The sequence below is a fragment of the Curvibacter sp. AEP1-3 genome (genome assembly GCF_002163715.1).
GTDB lineage: Bacteria > Pseudomonadota > Gammaproteobacteria > Burkholderiales > Burkholderiaceae_C > Allorhodoferax.
On sequence record NZ_CP015698.1, the window covers coordinates 1,184,450 to 1,207,769 of the forward strand.

Annotated in this window: 22 protein-coding genes; 12 read left to right on the top strand and 10 right to left on the bottom strand. The window is 57.9% G+C overall.

Features of this window, described 5'->3' with window-relative positions; all coding sequences use genetic code 11:
- Nucleotides 1-40 precede the first annotated feature (40 nt).
- From eno to AEP_RS05595, 3 genes are read left to right on the top strand one after another with little or no spacing between them, the layout of a single operon-like run.
- Nucleotides 41-1,324 carry a phosphopyruvate hydratase gene (gene eno / locus AEP_RS05585; RefSeq protein ID WP_087494471.1) on the top strand — a complete coding sequence of 428 codons (1,284 nt, stop codon included), beginning with the start codon at nt 41-43 and terminating at the stop codon, nt 1,322-1,324.
- Nucleotides 1,325-1,347: 23 nt separating this feature from the next.
- The gene (locus AEP_RS05590; protein ID WP_087494472.1) at nt 1,348-1,623 is read left to right on the top strand and encodes a septum formation initiator family protein; all 276 of its coding nucleotides are present in this window, start codon (nt 1,348-1,350) and stop codon (nt 1,621-1,623) included.
- 14 nt (nt 1,624-1,637) lie between these two features.
- Complete coding sequence (locus AEP_RS05595) at nt 1,638-2,261, top strand: AAA family ATPase (RefSeq protein ID WP_087494473.1); 624 nt, start codon at nt 1,638-1,640, stop codon at nt 2,259-2,261.
- Here AEP_RS05595 and hslO read toward each other — a convergent pair.
- Both hslO and AEP_RS05605 read right to left on the bottom strand, forming a co-directional pair.
- Nucleotides 2,258-3,247, bottom strand: coding sequence for an Hsp33 family molecular chaperone HslO (hslO, locus tag AEP_RS05600; RefSeq protein WP_087494474.1), 990 nt, complete (start codon nt 3,245-3,247; stop codon nt 2,258-2,260). The genes AEP_RS05595 and hslO overlap by 4 nt on opposite strands.
- A gap of 40 nt (nt 3,248-3,287) precedes the next feature.
- Complete coding sequence (locus AEP_RS05605; protein WP_087494475.1) at nt 3,288-3,812, bottom strand: gamma carbonic anhydrase family protein; 525 nt, start codon at nt 3,810-3,812, stop codon at nt 3,288-3,290.
- A gap of 37 nt (nt 3,813-3,849) precedes the next feature.
- Here AEP_RS05605 and AEP_RS05610 point away from each other — a divergent pair, with 37 nt between their 5' ends.
- Nucleotides 3,850-4,677 (top strand): ferritin-like domain-containing protein, encoded by an 828-nt coding sequence (locus AEP_RS05610; RefSeq protein WP_087494476.1) that lies wholly within the window; start codon nt 3,850-3,852, stop codon nt 4,675-4,677.
- A 43-nt stretch (nt 4,678-4,720) separates the two neighbouring features.
- A complete protein-coding gene (locus AEP_RS05615) occupies nt 4,721-5,971 on the top strand; it encodes an EAL and HDOD domain-containing protein (RefSeq protein ID WP_087494477.1) in 1,251 nt (416 codons plus the stop codon).
- Between the two features lie 9 nt (nt 5,972-5,980).
- On the opposite strand, the gene xerD is transcribed toward AEP_RS05615, so the two are convergent.
- Together xerD and AEP_RS05625 are read right to left on the bottom strand one after the other, a co-directional pair.
- Complete coding sequence (gene xerD / locus AEP_RS05620) at nt 5,981-6,877, bottom strand: site-specific tyrosine recombinase XerD (RefSeq protein WP_087494478.1); 897 nt, start codon at nt 6,875-6,877, stop codon at nt 5,981-5,983.
- A gap of 9 nt (nt 6,878-6,886) precedes the next feature.
- Nucleotides 6,887-7,849, bottom strand: coding sequence for a tripartite tricarboxylate transporter substrate binding protein BugE (locus tag AEP_RS05625; protein WP_087494479.1), 963 nt, complete (start codon nt 7,847-7,849; stop codon nt 6,887-6,889).
- 123 nt (nt 7,850-7,972) lie between these two features.
- Here AEP_RS05625 and AEP_RS05630 point away from each other — a divergent pair, with 123 nt between their 5' ends.
- Nucleotides 7,973-8,884, top strand: coding sequence for an AEC family transporter (locus AEP_RS05630; RefSeq protein ID WP_087494480.1), 912 nt, complete (start codon nt 7,973-7,975; stop codon nt 8,882-8,884).
- Nucleotides 8,885-8,891: 7 nt separating this feature from the next.
- Here the strand turns inward: AEP_RS05630 and AEP_RS05635 are convergent, their stop codons facing one another.
- A complete protein-coding gene (locus AEP_RS05635) occupies nt 8,892-9,905 on the bottom strand; it encodes a M14 family zinc carboxypeptidase (RefSeq protein WP_232459940.1) in 1,014 nt (337 codons plus the stop codon).
- A 366-nt stretch (nt 9,906-10,271) separates the two neighbouring features.
- On the opposite strand from AEP_RS05635, the gene AEP_RS05640 reads away from it, so the two are divergent.
- On the top strand, nt 10,272-11,282 hold the full coding sequence (locus tag AEP_RS05640; protein ID WP_087494482.1) for an MBL fold metallo-hydrolase: 1,011 nt from the start codon (nt 10,272-10,274) through the stop codon (nt 11,280-11,282).
- Nucleotides 11,283-11,298: 16 nt separating this feature from the next.
- On the opposite strand, the gene AEP_RS05645 is transcribed toward AEP_RS05640, so the two are convergent.
- Both AEP_RS05645 and queG read right to left on the bottom strand, forming a co-directional pair.
- The gene (locus AEP_RS05645) at nt 11,299-12,099 is read right to left on the bottom strand and encodes an isochorismatase family protein (RefSeq protein WP_087494483.1); all 801 of its coding nucleotides are present in this window, start codon (nt 12,097-12,099) and stop codon (nt 11,299-11,301) included.
- 9 nt (nt 12,100-12,108) lie between these two features.
- Nucleotides 12,109-13,179, bottom strand: coding sequence for a tRNA epoxyqueuosine(34) reductase QueG (gene queG, locus AEP_RS05650; protein WP_087497201.1), 1,071 nt, complete (start codon nt 13,177-13,179; stop codon nt 12,109-12,111).
- A 39-nt stretch (nt 13,180-13,218) separates the two neighbouring features.
- On the opposite strand from queG, the gene tsaE reads away from it, so the two are divergent.
- The 3 genes from tsaE to AEP_RS05665 all read left to right on the top strand — a co-directional run bounded on the left by tsaE (nt 13,219) and on the right by AEP_RS05665 (nt 16,032).
- The gene (gene tsaE, locus AEP_RS05655; protein WP_087494484.1) at nt 13,219-13,737 is read left to right on the top strand and encodes a tRNA (adenosine(37)-N6)-threonylcarbamoyltransferase complex ATPase subunit type 1 TsaE; all 519 of its coding nucleotides are present in this window, start codon (nt 13,219-13,221) and stop codon (nt 13,735-13,737) included.
- Nucleotides 13,734-15,137: an N-acetylmuramoyl-L-alanine amidase gene (locus AEP_RS05660; RefSeq protein ID WP_232459941.1), complete on the top strand. Its 1,404-nt coding sequence runs from the start codon at nt 13,734-13,736 to the stop codon at nt 15,135-15,137. The genes tsaE and AEP_RS05660 overlap by 4 nt, the downstream gene beginning before the upstream one ends.
- A 151-nt stretch (nt 15,138-15,288) precedes the next feature.
- Entirely contained in the window at nt 15,289-16,032 is a 744-nt protein-coding gene (locus AEP_RS05665) for an N-acyl amino acid synthase FeeM domain-containing protein (protein WP_087494485.1), read from the top strand.
- Between the two features lie 12 nt (nt 16,033-16,044).
- Here AEP_RS05665 and AEP_RS05670 read toward each other — a convergent pair whose 3' ends face one another.
- From AEP_RS05670 to AEP_RS05680, 3 genes are read right to left on the bottom strand one after another with little or no spacing between them, the layout of a single operon-like run.
- Nucleotides 16,045-18,966, bottom strand: coding sequence for an EAL domain-containing protein (locus AEP_RS05670; protein ID WP_157673060.1), 2,922 nt, complete (start codon nt 18,964-18,966; stop codon nt 16,045-16,047).
- A 15-nt stretch (nt 18,967-18,981) separates the two neighbouring features.
- Nucleotides 18,982-19,626 (bottom strand): VTT domain-containing protein, encoded by a 645-nt coding sequence (locus AEP_RS05675; protein WP_087494487.1) that lies wholly within the window; start codon nt 19,624-19,626, stop codon nt 18,982-18,984.
- A gap of 7 nt (nt 19,627-19,633) precedes the next feature.
- Nucleotides 19,634-20,446 (bottom strand): sterol desaturase family protein, encoded by an 813-nt coding sequence (locus tag AEP_RS05680; RefSeq protein WP_087494488.1) that lies wholly within the window; start codon nt 20,444-20,446, stop codon nt 19,634-19,636.
- A 94-nt stretch (nt 20,447-20,540) separates the two neighbouring features.
- On the opposite strand from AEP_RS05680, the gene mutL reads away from it, so the two are divergent.
- Nucleotides 20,541-22,556: a DNA mismatch repair endonuclease MutL gene (gene mutL / locus AEP_RS05685; RefSeq protein WP_087494489.1), complete on the top strand. Its 2,016-nt coding sequence runs from the start codon at nt 20,541-20,543 to the stop codon at nt 22,554-22,556.
- Nucleotides 22,557-23,294 (top strand): DNA alkylation repair protein, encoded by a 738-nt coding sequence (locus tag AEP_RS05690; protein ID WP_087494490.1) that lies wholly within the window; start codon nt 22,557-22,559, stop codon nt 23,292-23,294.
- The last annotated feature ends 26 nt before the right edge of the window (nt 23,295-23,320 follow it).

Consider the following 23,320-nt stretch of genomic DNA (forward strand, 5'->3'; position numbering starts at 1 on the left):
ACGTTTTTTGTTTGTGTGTTTTTGAACTGGAAAGAAACTAATGAGCGCTATTGTTGACATCGTCGGCCGCGAAATTCTGGACTCCCGTGGCAACCCTACCGTTGAATGCGACGTGTTGCTGGAATCCGGCACCATGGGCCGTGCAGCCGTGCCTTCGGGCGCATCCACCGGTTCCCGTGAAGCCATTGAACTGCGTGATGGCGACAAGAAGCGCTACCTCGGAAAGGGCGTGTTGAAGGCCGTTGAGCACATCAACACCGAAATCTCTGAAGCCGTGTTGGGCTTGGACGCTTCCGAGCAAGCATTCCTGGACAAGACATTGATTGACTTGGACGGCACCGAGAACAAGTCCCGCCTTGGCGCCAACGCCATGTTGGCCGTGTCCATGGCCGTGGCCCGTGCTGCAGCCGAAGAAGCTGGTCTGCCTTTGTACCGCTACTTTGGTGGCATGGGCAGCGTGCAGATGCCCGTACCCATGATGAACGTCATGAACGGCGGCGAGCACGCCAACAACAACCTCGACCTGCAAGAGTTGATGATCATCCCCGTGGGCGCACCCAGCTTCCGCGAAGCCTTGCGCTGGGGTGCTGAAGTGTTCCACGCCCTGAAGAAGATCCTGCACGACAAGGGTATCAGCACAGCCGTCGGCGACGAAGGTGGCTTTGCCCCCAACGTGGAAAACCACGAAGCCGCGATCCTGATGATTCTGGAAGCGATCGACAAAGCCGGCTATGTGGCCGGCGAGCAAATTGCCCTGGGTCTGGACTGCGCAGCTTCCGAGTTTTACAAAGATGGCAAGTATGAGCTCGAAGGTGAAGGCCTGAGCCTGACCGCCCAGGAATGGACAGACATGCTCGCCACATGGGTAGACAAATACCCCATCATCAGCATTGAAGACGGCATGGCCGAAGGTGACTGGGACGGCTGGAAAGTCCTGACCGACCGCTTGGGCAAGAAGGTTCAGATCGTCGGTGATGACTTGTTCGTGACCAACACCAAGATCCTGAAAGAAGGCATCGACAAGGGCATTGCCAATTCCATCCTGATCAAGATCAACCAGATCGGCACTTTGTCCGAGACATTTGCTGCGATCGAAATGGCCAAGCGCGCCGGCTACACCGCAGTGATCAGCCACCGCTCCGGCGAAACCGAAGACTCCACCATCTCCGACATCGCTGTGGGCACGAATGCAGGCCAGATCAAGACCGGATCCCTGAGCCGCTCTGACCGCATGGCCAAATACAACCAGTTGCTCCGCATCGAAGAAGACTTGGGTGATGTGGCCGTGTATCCCGGCCGCGCTGCGTTCTATAACCTGCGTTAACCTCCACTGACCGAACCACTGCCATGGGTAACCGTTGGGTCCCTGCCGTGCTCATCGCACTACTGCTGATCCTGCACGGACAGCTGTGGTTCGGTCGTGGAAGCATTCCGAATGTTTCCAAACTAACTAGGCAACTGGAAGAGCAAAAGCAACGGAATGCCCAAGCTTCGCAGGCCAACGAGCGTCTGGAAGCTGAAATCCATGACCTGAAAGAGGGCCTGGAAATCGTGGAAGAGAAAGCACGCTCCGAACTGGGAATGGTGAAGGCGAACGAAATTTACGTTCAGATCGCCCGCTAGAGCCTGAGCATCCGATGAAAATCGCGATTCTGGGTGCGGAATCAACTGGCAAGAGCACCCTGTGCCACGCGTTGGCGGCAAGCATGCGTGAAGCAGGCAGCGATGTCGTCGTCGTTGATGAGTATTTGCGGGAGTGGTGTGCCACCATGATGCGCACGCCTCAGCCTCACGAGCAGGCAGTCATTGCGCGGACGCAAACTCAGCGCATTGATGCTTTGCAAAGTGCCACGGTGATTGCCGACACCACCGCACTCATGACTGCCATTTACAGCGACATACTCTTTCAAGACCCCGGCCTCTACCCCTTCGGCATTGAGGATCTACGGAGCTTTCATCACGTATTGGTGACCGCTACGGACCTACCATGGGTCGCGGACAGCTTTTTTCGAGACAGCCCTCACGGGCAACAAGCCATCCATCTGAGGCTGCAGGCAGTGCTCAGGGACCATGGAATAGCTTACTCAATGGTCTATGGGAGCGGCGGACAGCGCACCCGGGCGGCACTTGCTTTGATCATGCCATCACAATTCAGCTCTAACGCGGATTCAGAGACCTACAACCGCTGGATGGCCCGATGTGAAAAATGCTCGGACGCCCGTTGCGAGCACAGCCTTTTCCGCGAGCTCACAGTCCGTTAGTGCGTCCCTGAATTGCCCTGTTGCAGCAGGACCGCGTCCGTAAACAACTGGGCTGCATCTACAGGGTCAAACCGGTACTGCACGCCACAAAATTCGCATCCCACTTCAATGTCGCTGCGTTCCGTCAGAATGCTCTCGGCCTCTTCTCGACCTAGGCTGACGATCATTTTTCCAACACGCTCGCGGCTGCAGTTGCATTGAAATTTCGGCCCTGTCTCGCCCATGAGTGGTTCGAAACGGGTTAACGGCTCTTCCCAGTACAAGCGGCGCAGCACGGTATCCACGTCGAGCTGCAATAGCTCTTCGGCTTTCAGACTTTTGGCCAGTATGGCGATGCGGTTGTAGTGCTCATTCAGACCAATCTGGTCTTCGTTTTCTCGCGAAACCATGCTACCCGCCAGGTTCCCCGCCCCCTCCAAGGGAAGGCGCTGAATCAGCAATCCAGCTGCTACTTTGTCGTCGGCCGCCAGCACCAATGTAGTGTCCAACTGCTCACTCTGAAGCATGTAATGCTCCAGAACCTCACTGATACGCTCCAAAGGAGCACCTGCGTCGTCAAACAAGGGAACTACACCTTGATAGGGTTGTTGCCCCGGGAACTTCGTCTTGGGGTCCAGCGTAATCGCACATCGGCCCTTGTTGGTGGCGTTTACCATCTGGCTCAAGGGGGTGCCATTCGGCACTTCGCCCACCACCGTGGCAGTAGACCGGAGACTGAAATCAGGCTGCACTTCGGTGACCGCCAACTTGACCGGTCCATCGCCAAAAATCTGTAGCACCAATGCACCATCGAACTTGATATTCGATTGCATCAAAGCTGCTGCGGCTGTAATTTCACCTAGGAGAGACTGAACCTCTGCCGGGTAGGGACCATGCTCGGAATTAGATGCACGTCGGCGCAAAATTTCCTGCCAGGAATCCGTCAAGCGGACAATCGCACCACGCACCGGCAACCCATCGAACAAAAACTTGTGCAACTCTGACATGCACACTCTCCAAAAAAATAGGCCCCTTTCGGGGCGAAAATTAGGCGATCTTTTTGAGGCCTGACCTGAATCGATGAGCGTTGGCCACATAGTGACGCGCACTGGCAAGCAAGCCTTGCTTCTGTTCCTCGGTCAACTCCCGCACCGCTTTGGCCGGGCTGCCGATGATCATGCTGCCATCCGGAAACTCCTTGCCCTCGGTCACCAGCGCGCCGGCACCGACCAGGCACCCCTTGCCGATACGTGCGCCATTCAGGACGATGGCACCGATTCCAATCAAGGAACCATCACCAATGGTGCATCCATGGAGCATGACCTGATGCCCCACCGTCACGTTCTCGCCAATCGTCAACGGCTTGCCGATATCCGCATGCAACACACTCGCGTCTTGGATATTGGTACCGGCTCCGATCCGGATGGTCTCGGTATCGCCACGAACGACTGCTCCAAACCATATGCTGGCATCTGTGCCGATTTCAACAGCGCCCATCACTTCAGCGCTATCAGCTACCCAAGCCCCCACATCCAATTTAGGAGCCACACCATCCAATTCAAACACTGCCATCGCTGTCCCTCAGGCCGTCAAAACTAGAATTGTAAAGATGGAACTCCGAGAACGGGCTTTGTCAGCCTTCAAGACCTCATCACCCCGCAGCAAGGTGGAGGCAACTTTGGCCATTGGACCTTTGTTGAAAGAGGGAAAGCTCGACTGCGAACGGCTTCTTTTTCATGATGCCGGCCCGGGCCGGCCTGACCTGCCTATCTTGGTTGAGCCTAAAGAGGTGCCCCGGCGCTCCCCTTTTACTGCTGCAGGTCACGCTGCCTTGATGCACTCCATCGCCCATATTGAGTTCAACGCCATTGATCTGGCACTGGATTGCGTGTGGCGCTACGCCGGAATGCCTGAAGCTTTCTACAGGGACTGGCTGTTGGTTGCCACTGAAGAAGCCAAGCACTTCATGCTGCTCGAGGAACACCTGAGTACACAAGGCTATCGCTACGGCGACTTTCCTGCCCACACAGGGCTGTGGACGATGTGCGCCAACACAGCTGACGATATCGTTGCCCGCATGGCCTTGGTGCCTCGAACCATGGAAGCGCGCGGGCTGGATGCAACACCCCTGATTCAAGCCAAGCTCACCAAAGTTGGCAGTCCAGCAGCATTGGAGGCTCAAGCGATCCTGCAAGTCATCCTCACCGAGGAAGTGGGACATGTCGCCGCAGGGAATCGCTGGTACCACTGGCTGTGTGCCCGGCATGAGTTAGACCCTGCTGCGTTTTATGCCTTGGCCGCGATTCAATACGCGGCTCCCCGGCCCAAGCCGCCCTTTAACTACGCCGCCAGACTGGCTGCCGGCTTCAGCCCCCAAGAGTTGGAGAAGCTGGATTCTGACGCTGGTCTCAAGGAGATTGCCGCCCATTCAACCTAGAATGACCTGAGGCAACCTCATCCACCGGATTAGCGATTCACTGATGTCCACCGATCACCCACAAACTCCGGAACCCACCTCGTCCGCTATCTCGATGGCCCGGCAAGCCATCGTCAATGACTCGGGCTCCATCATGGGGTATGAGCTATTTGACCGAAGTGTCAAAGCTGACGCACACACCGCCTCCTCCGATGCGCAGATGCTCTTCAATTTGCTGTCGTTGGCCGAAGGGGAGACGCTGATCGGCAAAACGCTGCTGTTCGTCAATTGCACGCACGATAGCCTTGCAGGGGGCCACTTGGACCTCGTGGCGCCGGAACATGTAGTGCTGGAAATTCCTTCCTTGCCCGCCTCGCAAGTGGAGCTGATCGCCTTGCGTCTTCCCACCTTGCAAGCCATCCATGCACGGGGCTTCAAGCTGGCGTTCGACTATTCGGTGTTGACCCGCTCGTACGAAGACTGGTTGCCTTTCGCTTCCTATATCAAGTTTGATGTCAGCATTCTCAAGCCACCTTCACTGGCGTCTTTTGTTCAACTTGCGCAAGTCAAGACCAAAGCCAAGTTGATTGCAGAGAAAGTTGAAACTGAAATCCAGTACAAGCAACTCAAGGACTTGGGTGTAGGCCTGTTTCAGGGTTACTGGTTCGCACAACCAACCATCATCGAAGGCCAAACACTGCGCCCCAGCCAGGCCGCCATCCTCCAGCTCATCAATCTCGTTCGCAAGCAAGCCAGTACAGCAGAGATTGAAGAAGTCCTCAAGCGAGATCCGACCCTGTCCTTCAACCTGTTGAGATTCATCAATTCAGCGGGATTCGGCTTGCGGACCGAAGTCACATCCTTCAAACACGCGGTGATGCTGCTGGGGCTCAAAAAGCTCTTCAAATGGGCGGCTCTGTTGATGACGACCTCGACTGGTGGCGGCGTGGCACCGGCGGTGGGCACTACCGCTGTGGTTCGTGGCCGACTGATGGAATTGCTTGCCGCCGAAGCTTTGCCCCCCGAGGAATGCGATCATGCATTTGTCATCGGTGTCTTCTCCTTGCTGGACAGCTTGCTGGGCATGCCGATGCCTGCAGCTCTGGCAAACCTGTCCTTGCCCAACTCCGTAACCCATGCCTTGCTTTACCAAACAGGTCCGTTAGCCGACTACTTAAAGCTCACACTGGCCTGTGAGAACGGTGACGATGAAGCTTTCGCCAAAGCGGCCCAGGCATTGCAATTGACCGAAAAGCAAATTAATTGGGCCCATCTCCAAGCGTTGGCTTGGGCGGAAACGCTAGGGCAAGAATAAGCGACGGAGTTAGCCCCTCGGATGGTGCTGTGCGTGCAGCGAGGCCAAGCGGTCCCGGGCAATGTGTGTGTAAATGGTGGTCGTAGAGATATCAGCATGCCCCAGAAGCATCTGCACCGAACGCAAGTCTGCTCCATGGTTCAAAAGGTGCGTCGCAAAAGCATGGCGCAGGGTGTGCGGTGACAGCGGCACCCGAATACCGGCCTGCAGAGCGTAGCGCTTGACCAGACCCCAGAACATGATGCGAGACATGGCTGTACCGGATTTGGAGCCCCGCACTGTCACAAAAACATCTGCGCTTTGCTTAGCGGCAAGCAACTCCGCCCGGGGACCAGCCAGATAGCGACTCAGCCAGAGGCCGGCGACTTCGCCAAAGGGCACCAAGCGCTCTTTGGAACCTTTGCCGGTCACCCGCAACACGCCTTCGTTCAGGCCCAGTTGCACCATCCTCAAAGTCACCAATTCACTCACGCGCAGGCCGCTGGCGTAGAGGAGCTCCAACATGGCTTTATCCCGAATACCCAAGGCCTCGTTGGTGTCTGGAGCATTCAACAGCGCTTCAACCTGTGCCTCCGTCAAGGTCTTGGGTACGCGCAGGGCTTGTTTGGCGGCTTGCAACTTCAAGGTCGGATCTTGGGCGATGTGCCCTTCCCGCAATGCCCAACGAAAGAACCGTTTGAGAACCGTCAGCCGGCGATTTGCGGTTGTGGCTTTCGTCTCGGCATGCCGTGCCGCGAAATAAGCTTGCAGGTCATGCTCCTGAGCGCCATACAAGGGCTTTGGTGTCAAATGTCCCGCAAAAAGGGTCAGGTCACGCCGGTAAGCCTGCAACGTGTTTTTGGAGAGCCCCTCCTCCAGCCACAGGGCATCAATGAATGCATCCACTGATGCCGTGTCACTCACCAAATGGCTCCATCAGTCCAAACGCAACTTGGCGGAATCCACCACTTTTTTGTAAACCTCATACTCTGCCTTGATCTGCGCGGTGAATTGCTCAGGCGTATTTCCGACGACCAGCGAGCCGGTATCCTCGATGCGCTTGCGCACAGCGGGGTCTTCCAACACTTTGCGCACACCAGCATTCACCTTGTCCACCACCTCTTTGGGCAATCCCTTGGGGCCGTAAATACCGTAAAAGGCCATGCGGTTTACCGGTTCCAGCCCGACTTCCTTGAAAGTGGGCACATTGGGCATTTGGCTCAGGCGCTGCGGAGCAGCCACCACAATGGGAATCAAGCGGTTTGAGGTGATGAATGGGAGCGCGGAGGGCAGGTTATCGAAAATCATCGGAACCTGTCCACCCACGGTGTCATTGAGTGCCGGGCCGGCGCCGCGGTAAGGAATATGGGTAATAAATGAACCGGTCAGATTTTTGAACAATTCGGTCTGCATGTGGCCGATACCGCCCGTGCCTGACGAGGAATAAGAGTACTTGCCCGGGTTCTTCTTGATTTCTTCCAAAAAGGACTTGTAGTCTTTGGCGGGGAAACTAGGGTGCACCGCAATCACATTAGGTGTTGCCGCCACATTGATGATAGGGGTGAAATCCGTCAAAGGGTTGTACGGATTTTTAGGATTGATGGCGGGATTGGCCGCCACTGTAGATACCGTTGCCACCCCCAGCGAATAGCCATCCGGGGCTGACTTTGCGGTTTCGTTAGCACCAACGACGCCACCTCCGCCTGCCTTGTTTTCCACGATCACACTTTGCCCAAGCACTTTGCCCAATGGGTCCGCAATGATGCGCGCCACAATGTCCGTCGTCCCGCCCGGCGCAAAAGGCACCTGGAGTTTGATCACCTTGTTGGGATAACCCTGCGCCATGACTGCTCCAGAAACAGCCACAAGACCACACGCCAGCAACACTCTACGGTACATCTTTTGATACTCCTCAGTCAGGGTGGAAGCATACCTACCCGGCACGCCATAGGGCAATGGTAATGCGGGGCCACTCAACCGGTCTATGCGGTAGAACCATTAGGCGGCTGGTATCCTCTTGGTGTGAACTACGCTCAGCTCCTTTTCCCCGATTTTTCGCTCATTCTTCTCGGATATCTGGTGTGCCGGTTTACCCAGCTCAACCGCCCGCTTTGGGAAAAGGTAGAGGCTCTGGTGTACTACCTGTTGTTTCCGGTGCTGCTGTTTCACTCCATTGTGAAAAGCCCGCTGGATTTGCAACTGGCCTCCAAACTGATGGCTGCCGGCTGGACCTTGGGCTTTGCCGGTATTGCACTGGCTTACCTGTTGCCCCACACCCCTTTCTTGAAGCGCTACATCCCTGGCCCCGACCATGCGGCCAGTGCCCAAATTGCATTCCGATTCAATTCTTTCATCGGTTTAGCCATTGCAGAACGTCTTGCAGGTCCACAGGGGTTGCAACTGATCGCGGTACTGATCGGTGTCTGCGTTCCCCTTTTTAACGTCGCCGCCGTCTGGCCCATGGCCCGTCACGCTCAGCGTGGCTTTTTGGGTGAACTGGTGCGCAACCCCCTCATAGTTGCTACGGTCGCCGGACTGATCAGCAACCTCGCCGGCTTTCGCATGCCGGTGTGGTTGGAACCCACTGTCACCCGTCTGGGTGCTGCATCTTTGGCCATGGGATTGATGGCCGCAGGTGCAGGCATGCAATTCGGCGCTCTGGCGCGGGCCAAGACCCTCGCAGTATCCGTGTTGACGATCCGTCACCTGATTACCCCGGTGATCGCACTGTTGGTGTCCCGTTTGTTTGCACTGGACACCACACAAACCACCATGCTTCTCGCTTTCTCCGCGCTACCCACAGCATCCAGCTGCTATGTGCTCGCCGCACGCATGGGTTACGACGGTGCTTATGTCGCCGGGTTGGTCACCCTATCAACCCTGCTCGGGGTGGTGAGCCTTCCCTTTGCCCTGGGCGTGTTGCGAGCCATTTAGACTGGATTTACTCGTACCAGAGTTGTAAGGCTTCGGCATGCGTGGCATGGCGATAGCTCCCCTTAGGCAACCAGCTAGAGGCACTGCAAGCAGCACGAGCCAGAAAGTCCAGCAGGGTCACATGCCGGCGTAGCACCCGCTGCTGGCGATGCCCTATCAATGGATTGAAGATGCCGTATCGGCTGAAGATCTGGCGCGGGTTCTTCTTGATCCATAGCCAGGAACCCATCTCCAACGTCAGTGGCAAAAACACCTGTTGCACTGGGTCTGCAAGTCGCGTGTGCAAATGGTCCCACAGGTCTCCATGGGTGAGGTACTGCAGGCTTTGGGGCTCGAACACATAGGGGTGATGGGTGTAGCTCTGGCGGTACATGCGTTGCAGCACGTACATTTCCGCCAAGTGCGACATGGGCTGTCGCGTGTGGGCATACGGAAACCACAAACGGTCCCTCACCCCGAAACCTGAATGGCAGTCCACCGACATGCTGAACGCCCGGTGGCTGAGCTCCCGCTCCACGACTTCACACAGGGCGGCAGCCTCCGGTTGCATAGCCTGGCCTTCGGCTCCCCGGTACCATGGCAGCCGCGCGCTGACACGCTGACCGCCTACCCACGCGGGCACCGGCTCCACCGCATCCAGCGGAGCATTGCGCATCAGGTCCACACCCGCAGGGTTGGCGCGGGTACCCCGCTGCATGCCACCCGGATTGACCAGGGGCATGAAGACGATGCGCATGGTTTCCAACTGCTGGTGAAAGGTGTGGTCCCACGCCATGCGCATGACGAGGCTGTTGAGAAACTCCAACACCACTTCGGTGCCGATGCGCTCCAGGCCATGCACGCCACCGAAGAAACCGACGGCGGGCACTTCCGGAGCAGGGTTACCCATGGAGATCACATATACAGGCAAGGTGCCTCCATCGAGCGCGACTTCGTGGGCCACCCGCACATCTACCCGGTCACCTGCGAGCTGAAGAATGCGTTCAAGTTCTGCCAAGGCCGGCAAGGGGGAATGCAGCAAAAGTGTCTCCTGAAGGCCTGAGCTTACACAGCGGAGTACTCGTTTCAAAGGCCTGCATCGTTTACACCACAGTGCCATCAAACAGTCACACAAAGGGCATAAATTCGTTTCAGCAAAACGTAACCGGGAGCTGTCATGATCCTCAAACTGCTGGGCTTGCAACGACTGTTGGATGAACTCTTTGACGACGAATGGCTGGACCCCATTGCGTTGATCGAAGTATGAAAACGCGCCACTCGGCCACGCGCCGCAGCGCCAAAACATGGCTGGCCTTGACGCTGGCAATGCTGCAGGGTGCTTCCGAATTTCTGGCACTTCGGCGTAACCATCATTAACCGCCGGGCGCAGCGCGCATAGACTGAACGCATGCGCAAACGACAACTTCTTTGGCTGATTCCCGCCACCCTGATAGCGGCAGCCGCCACGTTGGCGTGGCAACTGAGCCATCCCCCCGGACTCGCTGCAGTTCAAAGCCTTTTTTGGCAGAAGGCCGCTCCGGCCGGCTCTCCTCTCAAAGTCAGTTTTCTGGGCGTCGCAACTGTCTTGCTGGACGATGGTGAGACAGCTCTGTTGACCGACGGTTTCTTCTCCCGCCCCGACAAAATGACCGTCTTCCTGCGCAAAGTGTCACCTGACACACAGGCGATTGCAGACGGTTTGCAACGCGCACGCATCACGCTGGCTGGAGCCACGGGCAGCAAGCTGGCAGCAATCTTCCCCCTGCACTCCCACTACGACCACGCCATGGATGCGCCCGAAGTTGCCAAACTTACCGGCGCTGTGTTGATGGGCTCCAGTTCCACCCTCATGGTGGGGAAAGGCTGGGGCCTCGACGACAAACAAATGCAACTGGCTGAACTGCGCAAGCCCTACCGCTTCGGCCGCTTCACCGTGACGCTCTACCCTGCCCTGCACACGCCCACCGGCTTCACAGGTGGCGTCATCGAGAGCCCCCTGGTCCCGCCTGTGCGAGCCACAGACTACAAAGAAGGACAAAGCTACGCGATGGTGGTAGAGCACGATGGACACACGTTGCTGATCACCGGCACCGCCGGCTTTGTGCCGGGCGCCTTGCAAGGCGTAAAGGCTGATGTGGTGCTGCTCGGAATTGGTGCCATGGGGCCGCGCAGCGCGGAGCACAAACTCGCCTACTGGAACGAAACCGCAGTGGCGGTCGGGGCCAAGCGCGTGATTCCCATCCATTGGGATGATTTCTGGATTCCCTCCACCTTGCCCATGCAGCCTATGCCCAAACCACTGGATGACTTTGATGCATCCATGGCTTTCCTGCAAAACCAAGGCGCAACGCAAGGGGTCGATATCCGCATGCCCGCGGCTTGGACGCCGATGGACGTCTGGGAAGATTTGAGACGCTAGCGCGCAGCAAGTTTGCTTACGCCAACTCTACCAAGGACCGTGTCTGTAAACCCGCAGCCCGGGCTCCCTCCAGGAAGTCGGCGCCGGCGGTCTCAAAGCCGGAGACGGGACTCATGCAATCGGTGAGGAGCACCGTCTGACGCAGACGCTCCACCGGCAACTCTTGCATCAGGTCCGTCACAGAAGCCGCCACGCAATGACTCAAAGCCTCCCCCGCTACCAAAAGCGTAGCGCCTTGCGCAGACAGCGCCTGCATCAGCGGCCGATTGAGCAAGGTACGTTCGTCGTCCGGTCGCGGCACCTCGGCCTTGAAGGCACTGTACTGCTCGGTCAGCGGGTTCTGGCCTTTGAGCACCTTGTGGCAGACCCGCCCGGTCTGCAGTTCCCAGGCGGCGATAGCCTCGCTCAATCCACTGTGGATGTTGTGACCCCAGGTGCCCAGCACACAATGCACCGGCCAGACGATGAGTTGGCGCTGGCCTGTCGTCTCCAAAGCCTGCAGATAACTCAGCACCTCATCTGTTAACGCAGCGTGCCTCGGACGGTATACACCCTGCTGAACCTGTTCGGCTGTGATCAGTGTGAATGGAGCCACATCACCGCCATCCGCCTGCTGCCAGAAAGTGGTGCGCTCCACACCCACACTGGCGTGCGAATCGAGGGTTACGGTGATGTGGCGAACTCGCTCTGCGTGCTGGGTCAGCCAGTCTGCGAGCCGGTGCATGTCTGCATTTGCACCGTGCACCGGCAAAGCCGCACCCTCAATGTCCAAAAAGTCGTTCTGGGGGTCGATGATCAACAAGTCGTAATCAGACATGGCGGAATCTCAATCAGGTGAAACAGGTTGAAAGGCTTGCAAGGCCCACTGAACGTGCTCTTGCACCAGCGGGTCGGGATGATGGATGCGGCGTTGCAAGGACCGGACCAGCGTATCGCGCTCAATGTCCCCCAAGCGCTCTGAACGCAAGGCGTTGCCCATGGCAACAGCCACATTGCGCAACCAGCGCACATGGCCGATACGGCGTATGGGGCTGCCTTCCGTGCGCTTCAAAAACGTGTCTGCTGTCCAGTCGAGCAGAGTTGCAAGCGCTTCGCCAGCCAGCCCCTCACGGGCATCAAAATCCGGCAGGCTACTGCGTCGCGCAAACTTGTTCCAGGGGCAGACCAGCTGGCAATCGTCGCAGCCGTAAATGCGGTTGCCGATCAGCGGGCGCAGCTCCAACGGAATAGGCCCGTCGTGCTCAATGGTGAGGTAAGAGATGCAACGCCGGGCATCCAAGCGGTGCGGCGCGATGATGGCCTGGGTGGGGCAGGCTGTGATGCAGGCATTGCAGCTGCCACAGTGGGCCTCGGTGGGCGCCGTGGCAGGCAGGTCCACGTCCACATAAATTTCACCCAGAAAGAACATGGAGCCGGCCTCGCGGTTGAGCAGCAAGGTGTGCTTGCCGCGCCAGCCTTGGCCGCTGCGCGCGGCCAGCTCGGCCTCCAGCACCGGGGCGCTATCCGTGAACACGCGGTAGCCCAAAGGGCCCATGTGGGCGGAGAGTTGTTCGGCAAGCTTTTGCAGGCGGTTACGCAGCACCTTGTGGTAGTCCCGCCCGCGGGCATAAAGCGACACAATGCCCTCTTGCGGACGCTGCAGGCGGGCCAACTCCACATCCGCCCATCCGTCGTTCGTGCCCATGGGCAGGTAGTCCATGCGGGTGGTGATCACGCTCACCGTGCCGGGCACCAGCTCGGCGGGGCGAGCGCGTTTGAGGCCGTGGTGGGCCATGTAGCCCATCTCACCGTGGAAACCGTGCGACAACCACGCCAATAAACCGGCCTCCGCAGAGGACAAATCCACACCGGCCACGCCAATTTGGGAGAATCCAAGTTCCCGGGCCCAGCCCTGCATCAAGGCGACCACGTGGTCGCCATCGAATTGAGCCTTGATTTGAGTGCTGTTGATCATCACGACCCCATTGTAGAAAGCGCTGACTCCGCCCCTGTGCTGGTGTGGGCAGATGAAGCTGCCACCGCCGCCTTTGCTGCGCAATGGGCGACACAGCCCGAACTGACCCATGCCTTCATCGCGCTACATGGCGACCTGGGGGCAGGTAAAACTACGCTGGTGCGCCACCTGTTGCAGGCGCTGGGCGTGACCGGCCGCATCAAGAGCCCGACCTATGCGGTGGTGGAGCCCTACGAGCTGCCCGCCCTGAACATCTGGCACTTCGACTTCTACCGCTTCAACGACCCGCGCGAGTGGGAAGAAGCGGGCTTTCGCGACATCTTTGCCAGCCCCGGCCTCAAGCTGGCCGAGTGGCCGGACAAGGCCGCCAGCGTGCTGCCCGTGGCCGACGTGGCCCTGCACATGCGCACGCTGGACGATAACCGCCGCGAGGTCACTCTCACGCCCGGCACGCCTCTTGGCCAGGCGCTGGTGCGCAGCGCGCTGGAGGCCCGCGCGTGAAGCGCCGTACCCTGCTGCAAGCGGGTGGCCTGGTGCTCACACTGGGCGCGGCCGAGATTGCCAAGGGTGCGGCCATCATGACTGTGCGGGTCTGGCCGGCTCCCGAGTATTCGCGGGTGACCATCGAGTCGGATACCGCGCTGAGCGCCAAGCAGTTGTTTGTGCCCAGCCCGCCCCGGCTGGCCGTGGACATTCAAGGCATCACCCTGAACCCCGCACTCAAAGAGCTGGTGGCCAAGGTCAAACCTGATGATCCCAACATCGCCGGCATCCGGGTAGGTCAGTTCACCCCCGACATCGTTCGCTTGGTAGTCGACCTCAAGCACCCTATCCGCCCACAGGTCTTCAGCCTCGCACCTGTGGCGGCCTATCAGCACCGGCTGGTGCTGGATTTGTACCCTGTCGCCGAAATCGACCCGCTCGAAGCGCTGATTGCTGACCGGGCGGTTGAGAGCAAGGCTGCGCAGGCCGCCAAAGCTGCAGCCCAGGACCCGCTGGAACTGCTGATTGCGCAGCACAGCCAGCGCCCCGCCGCAAATGGGCCAGGCACTAACTCGAGTGGAACCACCGGCACCAAAGCGCAAGACGCTACAAAAACAGGAGCTACCCGCGCAGATTCCACGGGCGCAAGCAACCCAAAAGACTCCAACTCGCCGACAGCAGGTACCACCACCGACCGGCTCATCATCATTGCCCTGGATCCCGGCCATGGGGGCGAGGACCCCGGTGCCATAGGCCCGGGCGGCACCAAAGAAAAAGATGTGGTGCTCAAGTTGGCGCATCTGCTGCGCGAGCGCATCAACGCCGCCAGCGTCAACGGCAACGCCATGCGCGCTTTCCTGACGCGCGATGCCGACTTTTTTGTCCCGCTGGGCACCCGCGTCCAAAAAGCCCGCAGGGTGCAGGCAGACCTGTTCATCAGCATCCACGCAGATGCTTTCTTTACCCCGGACCCGCAAGGGGCCAGCGTGTTCGCGCTCAGCCAAGGCGGCGCATCCAGTAGCGCCGCACGCTGGATGGCAGCCAAAGAAAACAAGGCGGACCTGATTGGTGGCCTCAACGTCAAAGCCAAGGATGTGACCGTGCAGCGTGCCCTGCTGGACATGAGCACCACGGCCCAGATCAACGATAGCCTGAAGCTGGGCGGCAACCTGCTGGGCGAAATCAAGCGGGTGGGTAAGCTGCATAAACCCCGTGTGGAGCAGGCGTCGTTTGCGGTACTGAAGGCACCGGACATCCCCAGCGTACTGGTGGAAGCTGCTTTCATCAGCAACCCCACGGAAGAGACCAAGCTCAACAGCGAGGATTACCAAAATCAGCTGGCTGATGCCTTGATGCGGGGCATTGAAGCCTACTTCGCCAAGAACCCACCTTTGGCCCGGAACCGGACCACGAGCTGACTTCAAAATTCAGTCAAATCAAAATCAAGAAAACTGATTGTTTTGTTTTTGGCGAGAAACTGTGCCCCAAAGCAGGCGTTGATTGGCTCTTTGGAACTAAGTAGGAACCCTAGACTGACCTTTTCTTCAACGCAATGGAAGGGAGGTTGTCATGGCTTTGGTGGAGAGGATTCAAGCTGCGGTCGCACGCACCGAGATTTTGCCGTTCAAGATCGAAGTGGCTTCCGAGGCACAGATGGAGGGCGTTGTGCAGTTGCGTGCTGCCTCCTATGGCAAACACCTCCCTGAGCTAGGCTCCAAGTTGCGTGAAGCAGAGGCCGCCGACTTTGAACTCGGCTGCGAAGTGCTGGTCGCCACCTCCAAACTCGACGGCTCCGTACTCGGCACCTTGCGCACCCATGCCAATGTGATGGCACCGCTGCCATTGGAGGCTTCCATGACTCTCCCTGAAAAGTTCGACGATACATTGATGGTCGAAACTACTCGCCTTTGCATTAAAGGTAGTTCTCAGGGATCACTAGTCAGGTCCGCACTGTTTAAAGCACTTCATCAGTACTGCATGGAACAGGGCGTGAATTGGATGCTAGCTGCCGGCCGGAAACCAGTAGACAAGATTTATGACTGGCTACTTTTCTCTGACGTTTCGGAAAAGTCGATGTTCTTTCCCATGCAACATGCCGGAATGGTTCCACACCGCGTGATGTATTTTTCGCCTCAAGAAGCCAATGCACTTTGGCTGACCCATCAGCATCCGCTCCACAGTTTCGTATTTGAAACTGTTCATCCCGATATCGATCTTTCTAAAGCGCGACCTTTGGCCGTCACTCCCGAGAATTCAACTCTGTTTACACGCGCAATAGAACCCGTAGCAGCCGCTTTCAACAGGGTCCAATAATTACAGTCGTCGCTACTGAACAGAAGAAAAAGCCGAATCAGAGAACAAGCGCATGCTAGGTTCCTCTTGACTTTGCAATTGCTTCAGGAACGCGAGTATTTCAAGGTCTTCAACGAAATCCGCACCACTTCTTGCAGCCAGGATCCGGTCCGCCTCGACCGGTTTGCTAAGGCCATAACCTTGGGCATAGTCAATACCTGCTTCATAGAGCACCTTGATAGTAGGCAGGTCCTCCGCGAACTCGCCGACTGACTTCATGCCCAGACTGCTTACCAAGCCAGCGATGGCCACGATGATGGCTTGTCCGGCTTGGCTTCTGACAGCGTCCCGGACCAATGAACCATCCAGCTTCAGGGAATCCACCGACAAACCTTTGAGGTAGCCGAAAGACGAGTATCCGGCTCCGAAGTCATCCAGTGCGACCTTGCCGCCCATAGAGCGCACCCGGTCAATGAAGCGCTGCATATTGCGCATATCGGTGATGGCCACTGTCTCGGTAATCTCGATACAGATTTTTTCGAGCGCTACCGGATGCTGCTTAAACAACGCAAATAACTCTTCGGTGAACAGCTCGTCATTGAGTGAGCCCCCGGAAAGGTTCACCCCCACGAAATGGGTGTTGCGCAGTTCGTGCGTGTGAGCCTCTAGCCAACGGATAGCCGTATTCACCACCCAACGGTCAATGATGGCGGTTTTGCCATGGGCCTCTGCGGCTTCAATGATGGTGCCCGCAGGCACTATCGTGCCATCCGCCTTGCGAAGGCGAATCAGCATCTCAAAGTTCAAAGAATCAAAGGGCCGGCTGAGCGACACCTCCGGTTGCATCACAAGGAACAAGCCCTCGGGCGTTTCTCCACGCTCCAGGCAATTGATGAGGTCCAACTCATCCTGGTGCTGTTGGAAAAACCGGTCCCCGGACTGCATGACCACCATGCGCTGGTGGGACCGCTTCTTGGCTATCCGGCACAGGGTATCTGCAGCGGAAACAATCTCTTTGAGTTCCGAGTACTTGAACTGATCAGTACCCACCAGGCCGGCAGATACATCCAACGCAAAGCTCTGGCTTTCAATCTGGAATGGTGCCGAGCCGATCAGCGTAGTGATGGTGTTGCACTTGACCTCGCATTCCGGCATGTTGCCCTGATAGAAAACGACAACGAATTCGTCACCGCCAATGCGGGCCAATAAATCCCCGGGCTGCAAAACGCGTCGCATGCGCTCAGCCACCTGCTTAAGAACCAAATCACCTGCGGTGTGACCATACAGATCATTGATCAGCTTGAACCTGTCCAGATCAAAATACGCCAAGGCCACTGGACGTTGTTGGGCGGCGCCCGCTTGCTGCCCCAAGCCCCGCAAATTCAGGCACCCGGTAAGTGGATCATGGCTGGCCAAAAATTCCAGCCGCTCTGTGGCGGAAACACGCTCGGTGATATCTTGTAAGGAGCATTCAATAATGCTGCCGTCTACCGTGGATGCGCGGATCGCAAACCAACGTCTTGTGAGGCCGTCCTCGCTCTCAACGCTGGTTTGTAATTCGATGGTTTCACCTGCTTTTTCAAGATGCAGAGCAGCAATTTTTTTTACCGTCTCGGAATCAAAAAAATCCGGCAACCGGATAGGGCTGCTTTTTGGCTCTACCCTCATCAATGATTCAAATGCGGGATTCATCTTGCTGATGAGGACGCCGTCACCTACGGAAAACAAGCCTATTGGAGAACCCTGATAAGCAGCCTCAAGCAATTGCTGGGCTTTCAATGTCTGAAGACGATGCGTTCGCATGTGCTCGGCTACTGCAGCGGATGCCAAAAGTGCAGAGGCAATCGCCGCAGAAACACTGTTTAACCCAATAAGCAATGCCCGCTGGTCTAAAGCAGCAGCAATCACTTCGTTAAGGCTTGCGCCCAAGGTCACTGCCATAGAAGCGACATACCATCCAGCAACCCGTGAATGGTTGCCGACCAAGATGAGTATCAAATAACAAAAAATGACCGCGACACCAGTCACTGTTCCCAGCCAAACTCCAACCAACATCGCCTCAAATGGAAGAAGGGGTCCCAAGACAAGCGCAGTCAATGCAGACACTTGCAAGACATGCAGTGGCAGCTGAAAAGCGAATTTTTTCAGCTCCTTGCTGAATAGCAAGTTGAACAAAACGATGGTGATTGCAAAGTACGAGCAAACCGTGAGTTGTCTCACCGCTATCAGGTAGTCCGCAGGAATCTGATAACCGAAAAACACGAAATCGGTTCCCGCAGAGATACCTGCCATACGCATGTTCAAGAGCAACCAGCCAACGAATGTGAGATACAAACGGCTTTTGTTGACTAGCGCGGTCAAGAGCATGAAAACTGCCAGCATTCCGATCGCCGCCTCAATCATGATCCCGGTGCGGTGATGTGCTAACTGGCTACTTTCTAGCGACTCATGCGTCCAGCCTTCCGCCGAAATCTTGGCTGGACCCCGGAAGCTTGCAATACAAAGCAGCGATCGGGTAGCGACACCCTCCAAGTCCAAAGAGAAACCGGCCCTGCTGGTCGACATGAGTCGATCCGTGGTAGATCTATTTCCTGATCCCAGAACCACGCCCGATTCCGCATCCCAACAGGACAACGCCATTGCATGCCGGGACGGAAAATCGATGACGGGCGTATCGCGGGCTACGCTCAAAGCGATCCAGAACGGCCGTGTCGAAAGATGGGTCTCCAGGAGTTTTGTGGGCGGAACAGCATTCAGCTTGGCTGAAGCCAATTGCGCACTCGAAGTGCCTGACGGACTACTGTCCTCCCAGACTCGCAGATCCAGCTGTCGCCCTGCAGAGTTCTCGAAGCGACCGGCCTGCATCACTAACGCAACAGCGGCCAGTCCGATCAACAGGAAAGGAAAGACGAAAGTCGTCAGTCGCTCTAGCAGAGGTCCAACAAGTTTTTGCACAGTGGTCAGATAAGTTCAGGCTGGCCGCTTGGCCCGGCTTTTCAGCGCTCCCAACATCACAAAGAAACCGGGGATAAGGATCATGGCCCAGATGATTTTGTCCAAGTGCGCCTTTACCCAGGGGAAATTTCCGAAGAAGTAGCCTATCGTCACGATACCGCCTACCCACAGCGCTCCACCTGTCACGTCAAAAAAAGTGAACTTAGAACGTGTCATTTGTGCAACGCCGGCCACAAAAGGCGCAAAGGTTCGCAGAAAAGGCATGAAGCGTGCTGCCACGATCGTGATTCCGCCGTACTTTTCGTAAAACGCATGCGCCTGATTGAAAGCCTGCTTGTTGAAGAAGCGGGAGTCTTCCCACTGAAACACTTTGGGCCCGATGAAGCGTCCAATCGTGTAATTGCTCTGGTTACCCAAGACGGCCGCCGCGAACAATAGGCTGACGGAAATGGTGTAGTCCATCAAGCCCACACCGCACATGGCACCCACTACAAACAACAATGAGTCACCCGGCAGAAACGGCATCACCACGACTCCTGTTTCCACAAAAATGATGGCAAACAACAAGGCATACACCCACAGGCCGTAGGTCTGCACAAAAACCTCCAAGTGTTTGTCTACATGAAGGATGAAATCAAAGAGGGTACTGATGATGTCCATGGCCTGATTATGGCTGTGCCCTGCCAGTCACTTCTGCAAAACGCTGGTGATATTGCCCACTCTCCGTACCAAGCCAGCGATCCCACCAGGTGAACCACAGGCCATAGTTCCCTTTGGCGGTCTCATGGTGCAAATGATGATGGGTGGTGGTGGTGAATCGCCCCCACAACCAATGGCGGGTAAATCCCGAAGGCATGGTTTCTACAGCGGCATGCCCATGCGCATTACGGAGAATCTGGTGCACTGTGAATGCCAGCAGCACACTGACATGCAAAGGCACCACCGCCAGGGCCAGCGGCGTGACCATCGCATTGATCAATGCCTCTACCGGATGAAAGGAATACGCTGCCCAAGGGGACGGGTTGCGCGAACGATGGTGCACCCCATGCACATGCCGGAACCACCAGCGGGTATGGAGCAACCGGTGAGTGACATAAAAATAGAAGTCGTGCCAAAGCAACATCAACGGAAAACTGAGCACCCACCATGCCCAGCCGTGCTGACGCACTTGGAAGTACACCTCAGCCTTGCCAGAAATCACGGCCGCGAGTACTGCCAGGCCCACTGCGGAAAACACCAACAGGGTGCTGAGCGAGTAAAGCATCTCGCGGCGCACATCGGCGGAGCTTGGCCATTGCGCAATGAGCCGGTGTGCCAGTCGCCTGCGCAGTGCCACATGCAAAAGCCCCCACACGAGGCTGGCCGCCACAAGATAAAAGACGCCTTCATTCAGAAAATTGCCTACAAACCGGCTCGCCAACCAACGCCACGCCTGCAAATCGCCCCATGGCCCGGCTTGCAGATACTGCCAAAACTCCATGAATGTCCTCCGCGGTGAAACGCCTGGTGTGTCGTCATCCTAATGCAGAGCCCACGGTGCCACTACAAAAAGGTCGGGCGCCTAAAATGCCTGTGTGAACGCACCATTGACCACCGCCCCCCGCCGCCCCATCCGCGAACTCCCCGACGAACTCATCAGCCAGATTGCAGCCGGTGAGGTGGTGGAGCGCCCCGCCAGTGTGGTGCGAGAGCTGGTAGACAACGCGCTGGACGCCGGTGCCACCCAAGTCACCCTGCGCCTGCTGGCCGGGGGGGTGCGCCTCATCAGCGTGGAAGACGACGGCCAAGGCATCCTGCGCGATGAGCTTCCCATTGCCTTCAAGCGCCACGCCACCAGCAAGATCGGCAATCTGCAGGACCTGGAAAGCGTGGCCACGATGGGCTTCCGGGGTGAGGCATTGGCCGCTATCAACTCCATAGCGGACTGCGCAATCCTGTCGCGCGCCAGCGGCCTGAATGATGCCTATCTGCTCGATGGCCGTACCGGCGAACTGCGCCCGGTGGCGCGGGGCCAGGGCACCACCGTTGAGGTCAAAGAGCTGTTTTACAGCACCCCTGCGCGCCGCAAATTCCTTAAAACTGACGCCACCGAACTCGCGCATTGCATCGAATCCGTGCGCCGCCACGCCCTAGCTCGCCCCGACGTGGGCTTTGCCATCTGGCACGAAGGCAAGTTGGTAGAGCAATGGCGCCGCTGCCTGGATGTGCCGCTGGCGGATGCGGCGGTGGACGCCGCACTCGCCGCCTTGGACCAACGCCTCTCCGATGTATTGGGCCCGGAGTTTCTGGCGCAGAGCGTGCGGGTGGACTGGCACAGCAAGCAAGCCAACGAATTCGGCCAACCGGCCCTTCGCGTCTGGGGCCGCGCGGGTGTGCCCGACGCCGCCCGCTCGCGCGCCGACCAGCAGTTCTGCTACGTCAACGGCCGCTTTGTGCGCGACAAGGTCCTCACCCACGCGGCCCGCAGCGCCTATGAAGACGTGCTGCACGGTAACCGCCAACCGGTCTATGCCCTCTACGTGGCCATGGACCCGACGCGCGTGGACGTGAACGTGCACCCCACCAAAATTGAAGTGCGCTTTCGCGACAGCCGCGAAGTCCACCAGGCCGTGCGCCATGCGGTGGAAGACACCCTGGCTGCCCCACGCGCTGCAGCCGCAGCTGGCGCCACAGCGGGCCAGACCCAAGCGCCCAGCCTTTTCGGCACCACCAGCGAAGGCAGCGCCCTGCCCGCACCGGGAACTTATACACCCAACAAGCCCGTAGCGCCCATGTACAGTGCGCAACCAGCTATCAAATTCGAAGCAGAAGAAGGTCTGATAGGCCACCGCGTCAACGACATCAGCCTGCTCTGGCAGCGTAACCCAGCAACCCAAAATGGCTGGGCGACTGCGGGCTCTGCGCAGGTCAAGGAGGAGCCCGCAAAGCGGGCGGGGGACACGGAGCAGAGCGCGCAGTCACCCAGCCGTCTGGCGAGCGAAGAAGCCTGGCCCCTGGGCCGAGCGATTGCCCAACTGCAAGGCGTCTACATCCTCGCTGAAAACAACCAAGGTCTGGTCATCGTGGACATGCACGCCGCACACGAACGCATCGTTTACGAGCGACTCAAACAGCAAATCAGCCTCACCGCCCCCGACGGCACTGTGCACCCACTGGCCAGCCAGCCCCTGCTCATCCCCGCCACCTTCGCCGCCACCCCCGATGAAGTGGCCACCGCTGAAGCCCATGTGGCCACGCTCAACACTCTGGGTTTGGAGATCAGCCCCTTCTCACCCAAAACCCTGGCCGTGCGCGCCGTGCCCACCACGCTGGCGCAAGGCGACGCAGTGGAGCTGGCCCGCAGTGTGTTGGCTGAGCTGGCGCAACATGACGCCAGCACTGTCATCCAGCGAGCCCAGAATGAAATTTTGGGAACTATGGCCTGCCACGGTGCGGTACGCGCCAACCGCAAGCTGACCCTCGAAGAGATGAACGCGCTCTTACGCGACATGGAAGCCACCGAGCGCAGCGACCAATGCAACCACGGCCGCCCCACATGGCGCCAGCTCACGCTCAAGGAGCTGGACGGCTTGTTCTTGCGCGGACGGTAAATGCACACCCAAGTGCCCGGCCTGAGCCCTGAGGCCCGAGCGGCCGAGAAAGCGCTGTTCGCACTGGCCGACACCGGCAAAGCTGCCACGGCGGCACGCTACTTCCAAAGCAGCCCGGGCCAATATGGCGAAGGCGACCAGTTTCTGGGCATCCGCGTGCCGGTGATCCGCGAGATCGCGCGCCAGTTCAACACCCTCACGCTAGCCGACTGCGCGGCATTGCTGCAGTCCCCTTACAACGAGGTGCGCTTACTGGCCCTGGATGTGATGGTGAGGCGCTTCACCAAGGGCAAGGCGGATGTGCAGACCGCGGTGTATGCATGCTTCATGCAGCACCGCGACCGCATCAACAACTGGAACCTGGTGGACGGCTCGGCGCCCTATATCAGCGGCCCGTATCTGCTGAAGCGCGACAGGGGCATCCTCTGGGAACTCGCAAACTCCCCTGAACTGTGGGACCGGCGCATCGCAGTGCTCAGCACCTTCGCCTTTATCCGTGCAGGCGACTTCAACGATGCGCTCAAGCTTTATGCCCAGCTGCTCACTGACCCGCACGACCTGATGCACAAAGCCTGCGGATGGATGTTACGTGAGGTGGGAAAGCGGGACGAAGCCCGTCTACTTGGCTTCCTGAAAACCCACTACGCTGCCCTGCCCCGCACCACGCTCCGCTATGCGATTGAAAAATTCGATGCCGCCCAAAGAAGGGCATTGCTTCTAGGCCACTTCAAAGATTGAAGTTCATCGTCAAAACGATAGCTAGC

Bases quoted from the DNA above. Each gene is read 5' to 3' on its own strand.
- AEP_RS05610 (WP_087494476.1), top strand. From the start codon at position 3,850: ATGGAACTCCGAGAACGGGCTTTGTCAGCCTTCAAGACCTCATCACCC.
- AEP_RS05665 (WP_087494485.1), top strand. From the start codon at position 15,289: ATGGCTTTGGTGGAGAGGATTCAAGCTGCGGTCGCACGCACCGAGATT.
- AEP_RS05595 (WP_087494473.1), top strand. From the start codon at position 1,638: ATGAAAATCGCGATTCTGGGTGCGGAATCAACTGGCAAGAGCACCCTG.
- AEP_RS05675 (WP_087494487.1), bottom strand. From the start codon at position 19,626: ATGGACATCATCAGTACCCTCTTTGATTTCATCCTTCATGTAGACAAA.
- AEP_RS05680 (WP_087494488.1), bottom strand. From the start codon at position 20,446: ATGGAGTTTTGGCAGTATCTGCAAGCCGGGCCATGGGGCGATTTGCAG.
- hslO (WP_087494474.1), bottom strand. From the start codon at position 3,247: ATGTCAGAGTTGCACAAGTTTTTGTTCGATGGGTTGCCGGTGCGTGGT.
- AEP_RS05625 (WP_087494479.1), bottom strand. From the start codon at position 7,849: ATGTACCGTAGAGTGTTGCTGGCGTGTGGTCTTGTGGCTGTTTCTGGA.
- AEP_RS05590 (WP_087494472.1), top strand. From the start codon at position 1,348: ATGGGTAACCGTTGGGTCCCTGCCGTGCTCATCGCACTACTGCTGATC.
- AEP_RS05605 (WP_087494475.1), bottom strand. From the start codon at position 3,812: ATGGCAGTGTTTGAATTGGATGGTGTGGCTCCTAAATTGGATGTGGGG.
- eno (WP_087494471.1), top strand. From the start codon at position 41: ATGAGCGCTATTGTTGACATCGTCGGCCGCGAAATTCTGGACTCCCGT.
- AEP_RS05690 (WP_087494490.1), top strand. From the start codon at position 22,557: ATGCACACCCAAGTGCCCGGCCTGAGCCCTGAGGCCCGAGCGGCCGAG.
- AEP_RS05640 (WP_087494482.1), top strand. From the start codon at position 10,272: ATGCGCAAACGACAACTTCTTTGGCTGATTCCCGCCACCCTGATAGCG.
- AEP_RS05615 (WP_087494477.1), top strand. From the start codon at position 4,721: ATGTCCACCGATCACCCACAAACTCCGGAACCCACCTCGTCCGCTATC.
- queG (WP_087497201.1), bottom strand. From the start codon at position 13,179: ATGCAGGGCTGGGCCCGGGAACTTGGATTCTCCCAAATTGGCGTGGCC.
- AEP_RS05645 (WP_087494483.1), bottom strand. From the start codon at position 12,099: ATGTCTGATTACGACTTGTTGATCATCGACCCCCAGAACGACTTTTTG.